Below are 17434 nucleotides of genomic sequence, written 5' to 3'. Positions count from 1 at the left end.
GCACCGGGAGGCTCGAACCCGCCTGATCTTCACCCGCCCTCACCCTGCGGGCGCGGCGCAAACGCTCCCGGCGACGACGATCCGGTCCGCAGCGCTACGCAGGAACGCAAGGAACTCGGCGGCGGGCAACGGCCGGCTCAACAGGAAACCCTGCGCCTGATCGCAGGCAAGTTCGCTGAGCGTACGGAATTGCGACTCCGTCTCGACGCCTTCCGCCACGACCTCGATCTGCAACGCGCGAGCGAGCGACACGACGGCGGACAACAATGCGCCGCCGCGCTGGCCGGCGGAGCCGAGATCGCTCATGAACGAGCCGTCGATCTTGATCTGGTCGAATTTGAAGCGCTGGAGATAGCCGAGGCTCGAATACCCGGTGCCGAAATCGTCGATGGCGACGGTATAGCCGCGCGACTGCAGCGCTTCGATCGTGCAGCTCGTCTTCTCGATGTTTTGCATCGCCGTCGTTTCCGTGATCTCGAACATCAGCCGGGACGGATCGACGCCGGCCGCGCCGATCAGCGCATCGATGCGGGCCACCAGGTCCGGCACGTTGAACTGGATCGGCGAAAGATTCACCGCCACGGCAATTGCGGGCAACCCTTGCGCGTCCCATAGCGCGATGTTGCGGCAAACCTCATGCAGCACCCAGTCGCCGATCTCGACAATGAGGCCCGAGCGTTCCGCGATCGGGATGAATTCGAGCGGAAGAATCTCGCCGAGTTCAGGATGATGCCAGCGGATCAGTGCCTCGACGCCCGTCACCGATTGCGATGCAACGCTGAACTTCGGCTGGAACGACACGCTTAGTTCGCCGTCGCTCAACGCACGATGCAAATCGCGTTGCAGGATCAGCGACTTGAGCGCGACGTGGTTCATCTGTGGCTCGAACACGCGGAACGTATTGCGCCCGCTTTGCTTGGCGGCGTACATCGCAGCGTCCGCACTGTGGAGCAGTTCGTCGGAATTGCCGCCATCGCGCGGATAGAACGCAATGCCGATGCTCGCACTCACGCGCAGCGGCAATCCGTTGACGATGACCTCCTCGCTTAGCCGCCGCAGTACGCCGTTGGCGACCGCCACGGCTGACGCTGCATCGTCCACATCTTCGGCTACGTTTTCAACCACGATCACGAATTCATCTCCGCCGAGGCGCGCCACCATGTCGGTACGGCGCAAGTCCTGGCACAGGCGCTCGGCACACACTTGCAGCAAGTCGTCGCCAACGCCGTGACCGAGCGAATCGTTGATCGACTTGAAGCCGTCGAGATCGATGAAGAGGACGGCGAACGCCGATTCTTTCCGCGTGCATTGGTCGACCGCCTGCGCGATTCGCAAAGAGAGTTGCTGGCGGTTCGGGAGCTTCGTCAGCGCATCGTGCGTGCCGAGATAATGCAGTTGCCGGTTCGCGCGCTTGAGCGAGATGGAGAGGCTGCTCGTATGGAAACCGAGCAAGGCGAGCGTGCCGACCAGCACGGCGAACGACGTCGCCGTGACAATGAGCGCAAGCCAGTTCGGATTGAGCTTTTCGCCCGAGAGGCATATGCTGCCGTCGGCGAAGTTGGCCGCACTCATGCCCAGGTAGTGCATTCCGGTGATCGCGATTGCCATGATGAAGGCCGCGCCGAGCCGCTTGACGACGAGATTCTCGATGCCCGACGTTCGCAGCGTGAAAGCGAGCCAGAGCGCCGCCATTGAAGCGGCGATCGCCACGCCCACCGACAGCGCGACTTTCCAGATCGTGTATCCGATTCCCGGCGACATCTGCAACGCGTGCATACCGGTGAAGTGCATCCCGGCCACGCCGATGCCCATGATCGTCCCGGCGACGCACAGGCGCCTGCGCGACAGCGCGCCGCGGCTCGCCGTGGCAAGCGCGATCAGCGACACGATGATCGCGAGGAGCAGCGACGCCGCGGTGATGGAGAAATCGTAGCCGACAGCAATCGGCAGCGAGAACGCAAGCATGCCGATGAAGTGCATCGACCAGATGCCGAGGCCCATCGACACCGCGCCGCCGACAAGCCATAGCGGCCGCCGTTTCGCGCTCGCGAGCGCGTTCAGCCCGCCGGACAGTTCCACCGCCGTGTAGGACGCAAGGAATGCGACCATCAGCGACAGGCTGACAAGCAGGGGGTTGTAGACACCGGTCATCGGCCCTCTCTCTCGTTTCGTATCAGTCTTGTGCGACTGTTTTTATAGCGCCTCGGCGAGCCGCGCCACATCAGTGCGCGGCGCGTCCTCAGCGCTGTTATATCGGCAGACTGGCGGATAACTTTATGCTTTCGTCATGCGCATGTGAGGCCCGCCTGGGGCGCAAGCGCGAAATTTGGGGGCTGATCGGCAGGGCGAAGTTCAGCAGGCGCCGCGAACGAGTGAGCTTAAAGCCATAGAAATCCCTTGACTCAAGCGGCGCGTTTCACTATCGGTCGGAAATGTTCGTTCGAACTATTTCATCGGCGAACACCTCTGTCGCGACATCTTGCCTGCGTGAACGGACGGGCGGAATCCGCACGAGCGGAGTTTTTTGTTCAGGCATTGGCCCTCAAGAACTCGCAATTTCAGATGATCGAGCAGTTAAAAGCCCGCCTCGCCACGCGTCAAAACTCTGGCTCTTTGGGGGATTGATTGAGGTTTGATTGAGGTTTATCAGCCGAAGGCGACGCGCAAGATCTTTGCGTCGCCTTTGCCAGTTATCCTCAACGAATCAGCATGACTTCGCTTCGCGGGCAACCGTTGTTGTCGAGACATCGGTCGTTCATCAAGTTCAAGTTAATGTCTCGAACAGGCTTGGATCTGCCTGCACGCTACATCGGCGCCAGTTTGCATAACGAAACCTCTTTCATAAGCGGTCAGGTTCGAGTCACCACTGGATCGGGTTGGCGAGCGATGCCGACCGGCAGCGGTTCCTGCTCCTGGCAGCTAAGGCCGCGCGAGTCGTCATACCTCGTATTGGGCCGTTTTGCGTCTCGTGACTCAAGCGGCCGCTGGGGAAGCCAACCATCGTAGAAAAGGACCATGAGCAAACTGACCGCCACGATCAAGCATGGCTTGATGGAAATGTTGCCACCGACAATCTTTTTTTTCATCATCCTCCACATTGTCGTGATCATTCGCGCGCTGATGACTCATGGCACCGGCATCACGTTGCCGACGTCCGCCTCCATAACCATCGCCGCCCTGATTCTTGGCAAGTCCGTACTGCTCGCCAACCTGCTGCCATTCATCAATCGCTTTCCCGAGAAGCCGCTGATCTGGAATACAGCCTGGAAGACCGCCATTTACGCCGTGGTGGCGTTGATCGTTCACTATCTGGAGCGCGTTTACGAGTACTGGAAGGAAGCGCCCGGCTTGGTCGCCGCCAACCAGAAACTCCTCGCCGAGATGAACTGGTCGCATTTCTGGGCCATTCAGATCCTGCTGGTAACGCTGATCGCCCACTACTGTGTGCTCGCCGAATTGGCGCGCGTGATCGGCCACGACAAGCTGCGGAAAATGTTCTTCGGCCCGCTGCCTGCCAGACCAACGGAGAAGATTTGATGAACCTGATCGAGAGCATGCGCATATTCGTACGCATCGCGGAACTCACAAGCTTCCGTTGCGCCGCCAAGGAGTTGGGCTTGAGCAACGCCTGCGCGACGCGGACCATCGCGGCTTTGGAAGCCCGGTTGAACCTACAACTGCTGGATCGTTCAACGCGCTCAGTCAGGTTGACACCATCCGGACATAACTATTTAACGATGTGTCGCGTCTGGCTTGAACACCTTGACCATCTGGAGGGAGCCGTTCGTCACACGGAGGATGAGCCTGGTGGTTCGCTACGAATCGTCGCCTCCAACGCGCTACCGCTGTCCTCGTTGACCTCTCTCGTTAGCGCCTTCCATCGTCGTTACCCCAATGTAGATTTGCAATTGACCGTGTCAGAGCGTGACGACAATTGCCTGGATTCAAGCTACGACGTGGCGCTCGTTGCCAACGTAGATATCGACGAAAAGGGACTGACGGCGCACCCCGTCTGGACAAGCCCGTTGATTTGCGTTGCGACGTCGCAGTATCTTGCAGTTCACGGTGCGCCGCGAGTACCTCAGGACCTCTGCACCCACTCTTACATTGCGTTATCCACTGAGACTACCAACGCACGACTGTTGTTTTTGAATTCGGCAGGACAACGAGAGCAAGTCGCGTTGACGCCTGCATACACGGTCAATAGCGCAACTGCCGTACATGCGGGTTTGCTTGCAGACATGGGCTTTTCTATCGTACCGGCTGGTTCAGTCGCCGAGGACGAACAGCGTGGCGATCTGTTGCGGCTGTTACCGGGCTACACCGTCGACGCGCGTGACGCTGGAGCGGTCGTTGTTTACCGCAGCGGCACTGAGCCGACGCCTGCAGCCCGGGCCTTTATTGCTTGCGCTCGCGCAAACATTGCCCAGGAAGCGATGTGGGCAAGTGACGTCTGTGTCACGATTCCAGAAAACACGCTCGGCAAATGTCGAGCTGTGGGCTGATAGCCGTAAGCCCGGCTCGGCGGCGGGAAGACTTATTGGTTGCACAGTCCCCGAGTGCGACTGAACAGTAGTTCCAGACCGCTCCGGTTTGCGACCTTGCACCAGCGGGTTTTATCCGGGAGTCGCCGCGCGGGTCCGTCGAGGGTCGACTCTCTGAGCATCTGGGAAGCCAGTGCTCGCAACGCGCAATGAGGATATTCCAAATGGCACCGAAAACTTCTAATCCCGATAAGCCGCTGCGCCGCAGATTACTTCTCAGCAAAATACACATCGGTCTTGCTGCTATTGGCACGTTATCTTCGGTAGTTGGCATCGGAGTCGCGATAGATGGCGGACTTGAATTCAACCGGACGAAGGTGTTTGTTGGTGTTGGAATCATAGTCGCCTCAACGATTCTCTATATCTCCATGCTCTTCGTCCCGGACGTTGAATAGGACAGAGCTCTTTTTTGGTGTCCGCAGGAAGCTCCGCCAGGAGCCGGTCGAGGACGTTGTCCTTGTGCGTTGCGATGGTGCCAAGGCGCTTTTCCAATAATCCCGCGAACATTCAGGCGGCCGAGCAACGTGTATGGATCGCCGCATCAGAGGGTGCACGTCGGCAGTGTCAAGGTAATGAAATTGTGGTGCATAAAATCAGGCACGTAAACTGCTGGTGTTCTTATGCCGCACGCATTCAAAGGCGTCGATCAGGCATGAGAGCGGAGACATAAAAATGAACGTACTTGAATCAGCCCGTAAGTCGGGGCTGGCCATCCTCTTGGACGGGCGGATCGGATGCCAGGACTACACGAGCGTGTCCGGTTCGATGGATGCATTGTTACGCTTCGCGGCGGTCGTAAGAATGGCTTCGCTGCGAGAACGCAACCGATGTCCGCGCCGCGTTAGCATTGGTCGATTAGGACGGCGTGAACCTCTTTCAATGGAACCGAGGCTCAACAAAGAGCTTTTACTAACGAACCAGCGTAAACGCAGGTCTGTCACTGATTCGCCGAACACCGCCAGCTGCCGGATAGAGTGGCGCCTAAGGTCGCTGCGGCCTGCCCTGTGCCGATAGCGCAGCGCAATTTGATGACTCGCTTCCGAACACGGAGCGAGTCTTTTCTTCTTGGAAAAGCGGTTGAGAAGCACTCGGGCGAAGCACCCGGGTGAAGCACTCGAGCGCCGTCCGCGCCCCTTCCGAGACGATCTTCGGCAAGCGGGTCAGGTGCAGCGTGTTTCACTGCTCAACGTGAGGCCGGCCCACTGTCTCGTGCCGATGCCTTTGCGCACGGATGCCAGGTTATTCAGGCGGCTCAAAGTTGCCGGCGTCTGGCTGATGTGACCGGCCGTGCCCTGTACAGATGGCGACGGTCCACGTCCTCGGCATGAAGGACCTCCGTGATGCCGCTGCGCTTCACTCCTCCTGGGGCGTCAACTTGTCCTGGGTCCTGGTTTCGAAGTCCGCGGCGTCATGGCGCTCGTGCAGTTGACTGGAAGGCTCGCCAAAAACACGGTTGACCATCCGCCCACGCCGCACGGCCGGGCGTTCGCCGATCGCATCAGCCCAGCGCTGAACATGTTGATAGTCCTGCACGGCCAGGAACTCGGCCGCCTCGTATAGCCAGCCCTTTACCAAGCCACCATACCAAGGCCAGATCGCCATGTCGGCTATCGTGTACTCGCTGCCAGCTATGTATTCGTTGCCCGCGAGCTGCTTATTGAGCACATCGAGCTGACGCTTCGTTTCCATCGCGAACCGGTCGATTGCATATTCGATCTTCGTCGGCGCGTAGGCATAGAAATGGCCAAAGCCTCCGCCGAGATACGGTGCGCTTCCCATCTGCCAGAACAACCATGACAGGCATTCGGCGCGCGCGCCCGCCTCCGTCGGCAGGAAAGCGCCAAATTTTTCGGCAAGGTACAGCAGAATCGCGCCGGACTCGAAGACGCGGATCGGCTTCGGGCCGCTTCGGTCCAACAGCGCGGGAATCTTGGAGTTCGGATTCGCTTCGACGAAGCCACTGCCGAACTGCTCACCATCGCCAATTCTGATCAGCCAGGCATCGTATTGCGCACCGCTGTGGCCGAGAGCCAACAATTCCTCCAGCATCGTCGTGACCTTCACGCCGTTCGGTGTCGCCAGCGAGTAAAGCTGAAGAGGATGGCGGCCGACCGGCAGGTCCTTGTCGTGGGTCGGCCCCGACATCGGGCGGTTGATGTTCGCGAAGCGGCCGCCGTCGGACTTATTCCAGGTCCAAACCTTCGGCGGCACATAGTCAGACGAATCGGTCATGCTCACAGCTCCTTGTGTCTCAATCCTTGCATCTCAGGGAAAAGCCAGTGCGGAGCGAGAGTAACAAATTGACGCAAAGTATGCCGAAGCCCCCTTCCGCCCGGAAATGCAGTCTCAACACGATCACGCCGTCATCCTGGTCGATACTTCCCGTTTTTCCCGCGACCAGATAACCTTGCATTTACGCTGCTAGTCGAATTAGCCCTGCCAAGCGATACGGTGAAGCCAATGAATGACGATCCGCAAAGCTCCATGGACCATGGTGGGAATTTTCGTCGGGGCATCCTGCGGCCTGTTGAGGCGGTCGGCCGTTGGCTGGACCAGGTTGACCCCGGTACGCACCGTCGCATCAAGGGGTTGCGACTCGCGACGGCGTACGGCATCGCGGCCGCGCTCGGGATGCTGCAGGATATTGCGCACAGTGTGCCCAGTAGCGTATCGCTCGGTTACCTCGCCGGAAACTTCGCGCTTTGGGCGAGCGTGTCCGAGGGGAAAACGACGCGCGCCGAGTCAAGCCGCGATCTCCTTCTGTTGAGTTTTGCCGCCGCATTAGGCGCAATGCTGTTCGTGCTTTTCCTCCGGCCATTACAGCTTGCCGGGCGGGCGGGCCCGGAACTGATTCTTGTGACCGGCGCATTCCTGGTCGGATATTTAAAGCAATTCGGCGTGCTGGGCGCCGGAATTGGATCGCAAATATATATTGGGGAGTTGCTCGCGTACGGCACCCGGCTGACGGCCACCGACCTGTGGGCCATTGGGATTGCCGCGTTGATCGCCGCGCTGGCGTCCATCGTGCCACGCGTGCTAAGCGGCCCCGCGGAGCGCCCCGTCCAGATAGCTGCGCTCGCGGCCGGCACGGCAGCCGGTTCCCGTAGATGCTCGCCGGAATTCTTCATGGGATTACAGGCGGCCACTGGCGCCTTGATCATCGTGGCCCTGAACGGTTTGATTGGCCTCGAAGAATCTGCCTGGGCAATCACTGCAAGCACTTACGTCGTCGCGGGGTCGGCGACCGGCACCCAACAACGCGTGCGTCGCCGCATTATCGGCACATTGATCGGCGTTCCGTTAGGCCTTGCCTGTCTGCCGGTCGCGGAGCATGCACCGCTGCTGATCTGGGCTGCGGCCGCACTCGCCATGGTCGTCTATGCGATGGCATTGCCGGAGCGCTATGACATCGCCTGTGGGGCGTTCGCTTTTATCTTGATCGTAACGCTCGCGGCAAGTGGTGTGCATTCAATCCCCCTGCTTGCAGCACGCGCCTGGGAGACCCTACTCGGTGGGGCAATCGGTCTCGCGGCAGCTATGTTTATTTTCCCGCTCCGATCCCCTGGCCCCGGCGAATAGACTGCATCGAATTCGACGTTATCCACCCGCGCCAACTCGAGCGTAAGACGGGACCAGCGCATTGCATGCGTGCCGATAACGCTCTTTAATGAATTGTTGCGACGCAACAATTATCGGCCTATGCTGTAGCCCAGCGACGGCGACTTGACGGCTCATGCCAGTCGCAGAAACCTTACTAAAGTGCAGGCACGGTATGCACATCGCGTATCTGAACCTGAACGTCTTCCACTCGGCGGGGTTGAAACCGCAGATCACAACGAGCGCAGTCCGCGTGTTCGCATGATCGGCGAAAAGTCGTTGCGCTCAAATCTTCGCTTGGTTCGAATACTATCCATCGCCTGCAGTGCCGCAGCACCGTCTTTATTCAAAAGCAACTTGACGTCAGCCGGGCGAGAAGTCGACGATTAACAATCCCGCCACCATGCGGAATGGTCCATCGCACGCACCTTTTCGTATTGACGAATACATATAACGGAACCGATGCTGGTTCACCGCCTTGTCTTGTTTGTTAATCAACATGGTTATGGCTAAGCGGCAGTTTTTTCCTGCATCAGCCTCAATCCTCCCACCAAATTTCCGATTTGGCTCATTCATCGACTGTAGATGATATCTTTATTAGGTATCCGTATCAGACAGACCGACCCTGGAGCACTTCATGACTTACTCGACTTTCTCGCCGTCTCTCAGTGAACTTTCCAGGAACTGGATGCGCCTTTTCACTGAGACCTGCGAAATGCTCGGCGCGACCGCACAAGTCGTTAAAGTTCGCAGCACTCGCATGGCGATGGCGGGGCCGCTCCCCAACGAGCGAGACCGGGTCGAATTCAGTCTGATGAGCCAGGAAAAGAGCGAGGCGGCGTCCGAGTCCATCCAGGCGATGGGTTCAGGATTCGTCAGTCTGGGCATGGCGCTGGCAACCGATACCAGCAAACATATCTGGGCTACGTCCGCAGCGGCCTCAGCCTTGGGGTCGAGCCAATCCTTGACACAATGGATTGAATGCCAGGCAGCGCTGTTGAAGATCGCAGCAGCCTCTCCGGCCAATCCATTGCGGCTGGCCAATTCAACCGCGCGTGTGGTCCAGGAGAGTCTCGCACCCATTCGCGACCGTGCGACCGCAAATGCCAAGCGTCTAGGTGTGCTTTGACAGCCGCCGTTCTAGGCGAGCCGATTCGTGACGAGGCTTCGCAGGCTCGCAATCACAGCGCCGACACTTTCCCGAAGATCCAATGCAAATTGGAGGGCGTGTCAGAAACCATGCTGTGGACCCTCTATGACCGTGCGTGCGAAGCGCGCCGGCCTGACGGTATTCTCAATGATCCCGACAGCGTGCGCATCTGCAATGCCATTGACTACGATTTCGTGCGTCGTTTTGGAGAACCCGTCGGCTCGTTTGCCGCACGGGCGGCCAGGATAGACCAATTGTTGACGCGATGGCTCGAACGCCATCCGGATGGGCTGGTTGTGTCGCTCGGTGAAGGCCTCGAAACGCAGGTTCACCGCGTGGACAACGGCCAGATGCAATGGATCACGGTCGACCTGCCGGCTGCGATCGAACTGCGTCAGCACTTTCTGCCTTCGACCAAACGCTTTCGTCACGTCGCAGCGAGCGTGGTCGAGCCAGGTTGGATCGAAAGGATCGAACCGAACCCGGATGTATTCATCGTTGTTCAAGGCCTCTTCATGTATCTGGAGCCGGAAGCAGTGCGACGCTTGTTTATCAGGATCGTCGAGCGTTTTCCGGGCGCGGAGATTGCGTTCGACGTGATTCCGCGGTGGTTTTCCCAGCTAACCCAATGGGGCGTCATGCAAACGCCACACTATCGCCTGCCTCCTATGCCCTGGGGCATTAACAGCGATGAGATCGCAGCGCGCCTGCGCAGCTGGTCATCAGCCATAGCGACATTGAGCGTGCTCGAGTACCGTGCCCCCCGTGGTTGGCCAAGGATGACGGAGGACCTTTTCCTGATGAATCCGCTGGCTAAAGCTCGTTTGCCTTGCCTGGTACATGCAAAGGTTGGGAATCGTTGATTGCTCGCCTGGCAGTTGATGTTCAGCTGGAAGCGGCAGGGGCGTCCGCACATTCACCTCTTCTTTGAGCTGCGCCATGAAAGACAAAATTGTCACCGCTGACGAAGCGATCGCACTCATTCGCGACGGCGACACGGTCTGCTGCTCGGGCTTTGTCGGCATCGGTACGCCGGACGAATTGATCATGGCGCTGGAGCGGCGGTTCACCGGCGCGGGTGAACCGCGCAATCTGACGCTGGTGTTCGCCGCCGCACCCGGTGACGGCCGGGACCGTGGACTCAACCGCCTGGCGCTGCCGGGACTGGTCAAGCGCGCGATCGGCGGGCATTGGGCGCTGTTGCCGAAGCTCGCTCGCATGGCGACTGACAACTTGATCGAGGCGTACAACCTTCCATTGGGAACGATGTCGCATCTGTACCGGGACATCGCGGCACATCGGCCCGGCACGCTCACGCAGGTCGGACTGGGCACTTTTGTCGATCCGCGTCACGGCGGCGGAAAGATCAACGCGAGCACGACCGAAGACCTGGTGAGCACCATCGACATCGACGGCAAGACCTGGCTTTTCTACAAGGTCTTTCCGCTTAACGTGACCCTGATCCGCGGGACCACGGCCGACCCCGAAGGCAACGTCACGATGGAACGCGAGGCGCTCGTGCTCGACGCCATGGAGGCCGCCATGGCCGCTCACAATTCCAACGGACTGGTGATCGTCCAGGTCGAACGGATCGCCGCTAGCGGGACGCTCGATCCGCGGGCAGTGGTGGTACCGGGAATTTTTGTGGACCGTGTTGTAGTCGCCCGCCCTGACACTCACGCCCAAACCTACGGTACGGCGTATAACCCTGCGTTCTCCGGCGAAATGAAGGTCCCGTTGGACACGATGGAAAGCCCGGTTCTCGACGAACGAAAAGTGATCGCACGTCGATGTGCCTTCGAACTGCCGCTCGGTGGCGTCATCAATCTGGGTATCGGAGTGCCTGAAGTCGTCGCGGCCGTGGCTGCGGAAGAACGTCTGCTCAGCCACCTGACGCTGACCGCCGAACCCGGCTTGATCGGCGGCACGCCCCAGGGCGGCTTGAATTTCGGCGCCGCAATCAACATCGATGCCCTGCTTCATCAGAACCAGCAGTTCGACTTCTACGATGGTGGAGGGCTAGACTTGGCGTGTCTCGGCATGGCGGAGATCGATCGGTGCGGCAACGTCAACGTCAGCCGTTTTGGACCGCGCCTGGCCGGTGCCGGCGGGTTCATCAACATCAGTCAGAACGCCCGTAGCGTGGTATTTGCGGGAACGTTCACGGCTGGCGGCCTCGAAGTGGTGGTCGAGGACGGACATCTGCGTATTGTCTCGGAGGGGTCGAAGAAGAAACTCGTCGAGTCTGTCGAACAGATTACATTCAATGGATCGCTCGCTGCCGAACGCGGTCAGTCCGTGCTGTATGTGACCGAGCGATGCGTCTTTCGGCGCGTGCCCGAAGGACTCGAACTGACGGAAATCGCGCCCGGCATCGATATTGACCGCGACGTTCTTGCTCGCATGGACTTCGCTCCTATTGTGCGAAACGTGCGATTGATGGACCCTCGACTATTCTTGCCGCAGCTCATGGGCCTCGCAACGGTGCTGCTCGATCAGCAAATGAGCGAGCGGCTCAGCTACGACGCTGGGCGAAACACGATGTTCGTTAATTTCGAAGGCATGTCGATCCGCTCGAACGGCGACATCGAAACTGTTCGGCGTGTGCTCGGCGCATTCTGCGCTCGCATCGGCCATAAGGTTTCGCTGATCGTCAACTATGACGGCTTCCGACTGGACGAGTCGGAAGCCGATGCCTACTTCGAGATGGTCAGGCAGTTGCAACTCAAGTACTACAGTTCGGCGACTCGCTTCACCACCAGCGCATTCATGCGCATGAAGCTTGATGCTGCGTTTAGCAAGCTCGATTCTGCATCACATGTTTGCGAAACCCATGAGCAGGCAGCAGCTCATGCGACTCGCCGACTCGAGGATATTGGAGGGCGTTCAGCCGGCAGGTGATAACCCGCCGGTTCACGCCGCGATTGCATGTTGCCAGCACGTCCATTGATTCGACCCGCGACTAGCTGTGGGTCTAAAGAAACAAGGTGAATACCCATGAAAGCATCCGACCTGTTCGTCAAGGCACTTGAGAATGAAGGTGTCGATCGCATTTTCGCCGTGCCCGGCGAAGAGAATCTCGACGTCGTCGAGTCGCTGCGACGCTCCAGCATTCAGCTGATTCTGACCCGCCATGAACAGTCTGCAGCCTTCATGGCGGCGACCCACGGCCGCCTGACAGGAAGGCCGGGCGTCTGCATGGCGACGCTCGGCCCCGGTGCGTTAAATCTGGTCACTGGCGCCGCTTACGCGCATCTTGGCGCCATGCCAATGGTGCTCATTACCGGGCAGAAACCCATCATGACCGCGCACCAGGCGCGCTTCCAGATAGTCGACATTGTCGCCACGATGAAACCACTGACCAAGGCGTCCCGGCAAATAGTCAGCGGGAGCAGCATTCCGACCGTGGTGCGCGAAGCGTTCCGGCTGGCTGCAGAGGAGCGGCCCGGTCCGGTCCATCTCGAGTTGCCTGAAGACGTGGCCGCCGTCGAGGTAGACGATGACGTGGCGATCGTTCCGCTGCATCCCGTCGAGCTCCCGGTGGCGCAAGAGGCCGCCATTGAACGGGCGGCGTCTTTGCTCATGAAAGCCGAGCGTCCGCTGGTCATGTTCGGTGCCGCCAGCAACCGGCCGCGGCTGGTGGGTCAATTGACCGAGTTCATTCGGTCCACCGGTATCCCGTTCTTCAACACCCAGATGGGCAAGGGCACCGTTGCCGCCGTCGGCCATGACGAGGCCAGCGAACTCTGGATGGGAACGGCCGCGCTAAGTGCGCGCGACTACTTGCACGAGGCGATCGACCGCGCCGACCTGATCCTCGCGATCGGGCATGACACCGTCGAAAAACCGCCGTTCATCATGGGGCCGAAGGGACCGAAGGTCATACACGTGGGTTATACGCCGGCGCACGTCGAACAGGTGTTCTTCCCGCATGCCGAAGTGGTGGGAGACATCGGCCTGAGTCTGGCGCGGCTTGCTGATCACGTGCAGGGCAAGCTTCCGAATGCGGCTGCACTGGCGCCGCTGCGCGAAGGTATCTTGAGACGCACGCTGGACCGGGCAGAGGAATCACGCTTCCCGCTGACGCCGCAGCGCATCGTCCACGACGTGCGCGAGATCATGCCGGTCGACGGCATCGTCGCACTCGATAACGGAATGTACAAGATCTGGTTCGCGCGGTGTTACCGGACCCGCAGCGCCAACACGCTGCTGCTCGACAACGCATTGGCGACGATGGGGGCGGGCTTGCCGTCGGCCATGATGGCGGCACTCCTCTACCCTGCCCGGCGCGTGATGGCGGTCTGCGGCGACGGTGGTTTCATGATGAACTCGCAGGAGCTCGAAACCGCCGTCCGGCTGAAGCTTAACCTCGTTGTACTGATCATCCAGGACGACGCATACGGAATGATCCGATGGAAACAGGCCGTCGACAACTTCGCGGATTGGGGTCTCACTTTCGGCAACCCCGATTTCGTCAAGTATGCGGATGCCTATGGGGCTAAAGGACGGCGAGTCGAGTCGGCCGAAGCACTGGCACCGACACTTGAAGCGGCGTTCCGCGAAGGCGGCGTGCAGTTGGTCATCGTCCCGGTCGACTACTCGGAGAACACCCGCGTACTCGTCGAGGAACTCAAAAACCGCGTGATGGAGGTTGCACAATGAAGATCAAGGCAGCAGTCCTGCAGGCGATGGGCGCAACACCGCCCTACGCCGTCTCCCGTCCTTTGCATATCGAAGAGATCGACCTGGCGCCGCCAGGCGCCGATGAAGTGCTGATCAAAATCGCGGCCGCCGGCCTGTGCCACTCCGACCTGTCCGTGATCAACGGCGACCGGCCGCGTCCGATGCCAATGGCCCTCGGCCACGAAGCCGCCGGTGTTGTCGAGGAGTTGGGTGCTGGTGTGACCGACCTCAAGGTTGGCGATCATGTTGTCGTGGTGTTCGTGCCGAGCTGCGGCCACTGTGCGCCCTGTGCCGAAGGCCGCCCGGCCTTGTGCGAGCCCGGTGCTGCCGCTAACGGCGCCGGCACGTTGCTGTCCGGTGCACGCCGCCTCACGCGCGGCGGAGAAGCCTTGAACCATCATCTGGGATGTTCGGTGTTTGCCGAGTACGCGACCGTGTCGCGCCGCTCTGTCGTCAAGATAGATCCTAGTGTTCCGCTCGACGAAGCCGCGCTGTTCGGGTGTGCCGTGCTCACGGGTGTCGGCGCGGTGGTCAACACGGCGCAGGTAAGGGTCGGCGCCTCGGTGGCGGTGATCGGCCTCGGCGGTGTCGGGCTGGCGGCCCTTATTGGTGCGCAAGCAGCGGGCGCGCGGCAGATCATCGCAATCGATTTGTTCGATGACAAGCTGGAGCAGGCGCGCGCGCTTGGCGCCACGCACACGGTCAACGCCGGCCGGGCTGATGCGGTCGAGCACATCCGCGCGCTCAGTTCCGGTGGCGTCGAGTTCGCCTTTGAGTTCGCCGGTTCGATCAACGCGCTGGATCTGGCTTACCGCATTACGCGCCGTGGCGGTTCGACCATCACAGCCGGGCTGCCCCCGTCGACCGCGCTTTGGCCGCTTCCAGCGGTCAGCCTGGTGGCAGAAGAACGCACCCTCAAGGGCAGCTATATCGGCACATGCGTGCCTTCGCGCGACATCCCGCGCTACATCGATCTTTATCTGCAAGGCCGTCTGCCGGTGAACAAGCTGCTCACGGGCCGGTTGAAACTCGATGAGATCAATCATGGCTTCGACATGCTGCACGAAGGCAAGGCGATCCGCCAGGTGGTGGTATTTGACTGAGCTAATGCGCAGATCGGTAGAAAACGTGAGGAGTCCTGTTGCCGATAGAGCTTAGCCGCTTGATCCGATCGGCGGCAGCTCGGTTTGCCCGAGAGCATCGGGATTCGGCGCCGAGACGTGCAATACCTCGTCGCTGCCTGGGTTTGCCGACAGAGCATCGTGGGCACAGGTCCAAAAAAGCTCCGCCTTTCCTCGGCCAAGAGAGAAGCTCAGTGCAGCGTTGAGCGCCCGCCCCCGCCGTCTTTTTGTGCAGTTGCTTCCTCCGGGCTTTCGTAGATATATGAGGAAACACCCCGCTCACTCAACGCGCTACCTAGCTTCATTTTCAGAAAGCTGCTGGTCGTGTATCGCGTCACCGCCGAATAGAACTGACTCACCAGCCTGGAAACCATCTTCGAATAGTCGTTGATGATTTCGGGGCGAATGGTGAAATTGTCGTAGTTGACGATAGCGTGGGGGCGCGACAGAACACGACCCAGCCTTGATTCAACCTCCGCGTATATCGCCTCGACATCTTCGTGAGTCGCAACGTCCAGCCCTTCAAAGTTAATGAAGAACATGTTCTTTTCGGTATCGAGGCTAAAGCGCTCGCTCAGTTTCAGCCGGAGGAGAACGCTGCGCAAGCCCATCGGCGTGCTAAGGAAAATTCGTTCGTCCATGAGTCGCGGCGGCGCTTTGATGACGGGAGCGAATCCCATCTGAGAGACGATGTCGCGTTGCACATCGACGCCGGGCGCGATTTCAATCAGCTCGAGTCCGTCCGGACCGAGCGAAAAAACACAGCGTTCCGTGATGTACAACACGGGTTGCCCGCGCTCACGCGCATACTGACCGCTGAAAGTGCGATGCTCTACTGCATCAACAAATTTTCGGCACGTTCCATCCTGACGGATGTTAAGGCGACCATCCTTGATCTCGACATCCAGTTTCCCGGCGTTAAATGTCCCTACGAACACGACCTTCTTGGCGCTCTGGCTGATATTGATAAACCCGCCCGCTCCCGCGAGTTTTGGACCGAACTTGCTGACATTGAGATTGCCTTCGCGGTCTGCCTGAGCGAGCCCAAGAAAAGCGATGTCGAGACCTCCTCCGTCATAGAAATCGAATTGATACGGCTGGTCAATAATCGCCTGCGTGTTGGTCGCCGCGCCGAAATTGAGGCCACCTGCAGGGATGCCTCCAATCACACCGGGCTCGGTCGTCATGGTGAAGAGGTCGATTACTTGCTCTTCATTGGCCACACTTGCGATGCCTTCGGGCATCCCGATACCGAGATTGACTACGCTGTTGGCCATCAATTCAAACGCTGCCCTGCGGGCAATGATTTTCCTCTCGTTCATCGGCATCGCCGCGACGGAGCTCGCTGCTACGCGAAGCTCGCTTGAAAACGCGGCGCTGTAGGGTTCGGCGAAGGTTTGCCAGTGGTTCGATGGTTGCGCCAGAACCACGCAGTCGACCATGATTCCCGGAATCTTGACCTGTCGCGGGTTCAGCGTGTTTGTGTCGGCGATCCGCTCGACCTGCGCGATGACGATGCCGCCAGAGTTTCGCGCTGCCATCGCAATGGAAAGCGCCTCGAGCGTCAACGCCTCCTTTTCCATCGTTATATTGCCGCTCGCGTCAGCGGTCGTCCCACGGACGATTGCGACATTGATTGGAAACGTTTTGTATAAGAGACAGTCTTTCCCGTCGACTGAAATCAGACTGACCAGGTCTTCAATCGTGCGGGAGTTGAGCTTTCCTCCGCCGTGACGTGGGTCGACGAACGTGCCTAGACCAATGGTCGAAAGATGCGCTGGACGATGCGCGGCAATGTCCCGGAACATCTGGGAGATGACGCCCTGCGGCAAGTTATAAGCCTCGATAAGGCCATCCATCGCCAGGCGCTGCAGCCCGGGTACCAGACCCCAGTGACCGCCGATGACCCGACGAACCAGCCCCACATGCGCCAGATGATTCAAGCCCTTGGACTTGCCGTCGCCTTGTCCTCCGGCATAGACAAGCGTCAGGTCTCGCGGGAAATCGCCGGTCGACTTATTCTCCTCGAGGTAAAGCGCTTCGAGCGCGATCGCTATTTCCTCGGCAAAACCAATTCCGACAAAACCTCCCGTCGCGACGGTGTCACCCGGTCTGATCAGTCGTACGGCTTCACGGGCGGTGACCACCTTGCCGCGCTCCGAACTGCGCGGCGACGATAGAAACGGATGCTGAAAGCCTGCGCTCATGATGTCTCCTCGATCAGCGGCGAGCGAACGAACCCCGGGCAAGCGAACCTGCGAGCGGACATTGTGCGCCGCTCCCTCTTTTGCCAGAGTCCGAGATAACCCTACCGGCCGGGGAGCGGACAGCGAAAAATC

The 17434-nt window shown here is 59.6% G+C and carries 12 protein-coding genes; 9 read left to right on the top strand and 3 right to left on the bottom strand.

The genetic code is table 11. From position 1 onward, the window contains the following. Positions 1-39: 39 nt before the first annotated feature. Positions 40-2151, bottom strand: coding sequence for a putative bifunctional diguanylate cyclase/phosphodiesterase (locus tag FH08_RS0135595; RefSeq protein ID WP_031362909.1), 2112 nt, complete (start codon positions 2149-2151; stop codon positions 40-42). An 864-nt stretch (positions 2152-3015) separates the two neighbouring features. Here FH08_RS0135595 and FH08_RS0135590 point away from each other — a divergent pair. The 3 genes from FH08_RS0135590 to FH08_RS0135580 all read left to right on the top strand — a co-directional run bounded on the left by FH08_RS0135590 (position 3016) and on the right by FH08_RS0135580 (position 4939). Next, positions 3016-3537: a hypothetical protein gene (locus tag FH08_RS0135590; protein ID WP_031362908.1), complete on the top strand. Its 522-nt coding sequence runs from the start codon at positions 3016-3018 to the stop codon at positions 3535-3537. Further along, a complete protein-coding gene (locus tag FH08_RS0135585) occupies positions 3537-4505 on the top strand; it encodes a LysR family transcriptional regulator (RefSeq protein ID WP_051888777.1) in 969 nt (322 codons plus the stop codon). Before FH08_RS0135590 ends, FH08_RS0135585 begins: the two co-directional genes overlap by 1 nt. 203 nt (positions 4506-4708) lie before the next feature. After that, complete coding sequence (locus tag FH08_RS0135580; protein WP_031362906.1) at positions 4709-4939, top strand: hypothetical protein; 231 nt, start codon at positions 4709-4711, stop codon at positions 4937-4939. Between the two features lie 958 nt (positions 4940-5897). On the opposite strand, the gene yghU is transcribed toward FH08_RS0135580, so the two are convergent. Next, a complete protein-coding gene (gene yghU, locus FH08_RS0135570; protein ID WP_031362905.1) occupies positions 5898-6776 on the bottom strand; it encodes a glutathione-dependent disulfide-bond oxidoreductase in 879 nt (292 codons plus the stop codon). A 228-nt stretch (positions 6777-7004) separates the two neighbouring features. On the opposite strand from yghU, the gene FH08_RS0135560 reads away from it, so the two are divergent. The 6 genes from FH08_RS0135560 (at position 7005) to FH08_RS0135525 (ending at position 15077) form a co-directional block, all read left to right on the top strand. After that, on the top strand, positions 7005-8123 hold the full coding sequence (locus FH08_RS0135560) for an FUSC family protein (RefSeq protein WP_081889676.1): 1119 nt from the start codon (positions 7005-7007) through the stop codon (positions 8121-8123). A 655-nt stretch (positions 8124-8778) separates the two neighbouring features. Then, entirely contained in the window at positions 8779-9270 is a 492-nt protein-coding gene (locus FH08_RS0135545; protein ID WP_235210604.1) for a polyhydroxyalkanoate granule-associated phasin, read from the top strand. Positions 9271-9368: 98 nt separating this feature from the next. Beyond that, positions 9369-10154: a class I SAM-dependent methyltransferase gene (locus tag FH08_RS0135540; RefSeq protein ID WP_235210603.1), complete on the top strand. Its 786-nt coding sequence runs from the start codon at positions 9369-9371 to the stop codon at positions 10152-10154. Positions 10155-10230: 76 nt separating this feature from the next. Continuing rightward, the gene (locus tag FH08_RS0135535; RefSeq protein ID WP_031362901.1) at positions 10231-12192 is read left to right on the top strand and encodes an acyl CoA:acetate/3-ketoacid CoA transferase; all 1962 of its coding nucleotides are present in this window, start codon (positions 10231-10233) and stop codon (positions 12190-12192) included. Positions 12193-12288: 96 nt separating this feature from the next. Further along, the gene (locus FH08_RS0135530) at positions 12289-13953 is read left to right on the top strand and encodes an acetolactate synthase large subunit (RefSeq protein WP_031362900.1); all 1665 of its coding nucleotides are present in this window, start codon (positions 12289-12291) and stop codon (positions 13951-13953) included. Beyond that, positions 13950-15077, top strand: coding sequence for a zinc-dependent alcohol dehydrogenase family protein (locus tag FH08_RS0135525; protein ID WP_031362899.1), 1128 nt, complete (start codon positions 13950-13952; stop codon positions 15075-15077). The genes FH08_RS0135530 and FH08_RS0135525 overlap by 4 nt, the downstream gene beginning before the upstream one ends. 209 nt (positions 15078-15286) lie before the next feature. Here the strand turns inward: FH08_RS0135525 and FH08_RS0135520 are convergent, their stop codons facing one another. Next, on the bottom strand, positions 15287-17302 hold the full coding sequence (locus FH08_RS0135520) for an acyl CoA:acetate/3-ketoacid CoA transferase (RefSeq protein ID WP_031362898.1): 2016 nt from the start codon (positions 17300-17302) through the stop codon (positions 15287-15289). Positions 17303-17434: the final 132 nt, after the last annotated feature.

Source organism: Caballeronia sordidicola, from assembly GCF_000729995.1.
Taxonomy (GTDB): Bacteria; Pseudomonadota; Gammaproteobacteria; order Burkholderiales; family Burkholderiaceae; genus Caballeronia; species Caballeronia sordidicola_A.
Note: the sequence above shows the minus strand (reverse complement) of the source record. Positions and strands in the feature narration are given on the sequence as shown.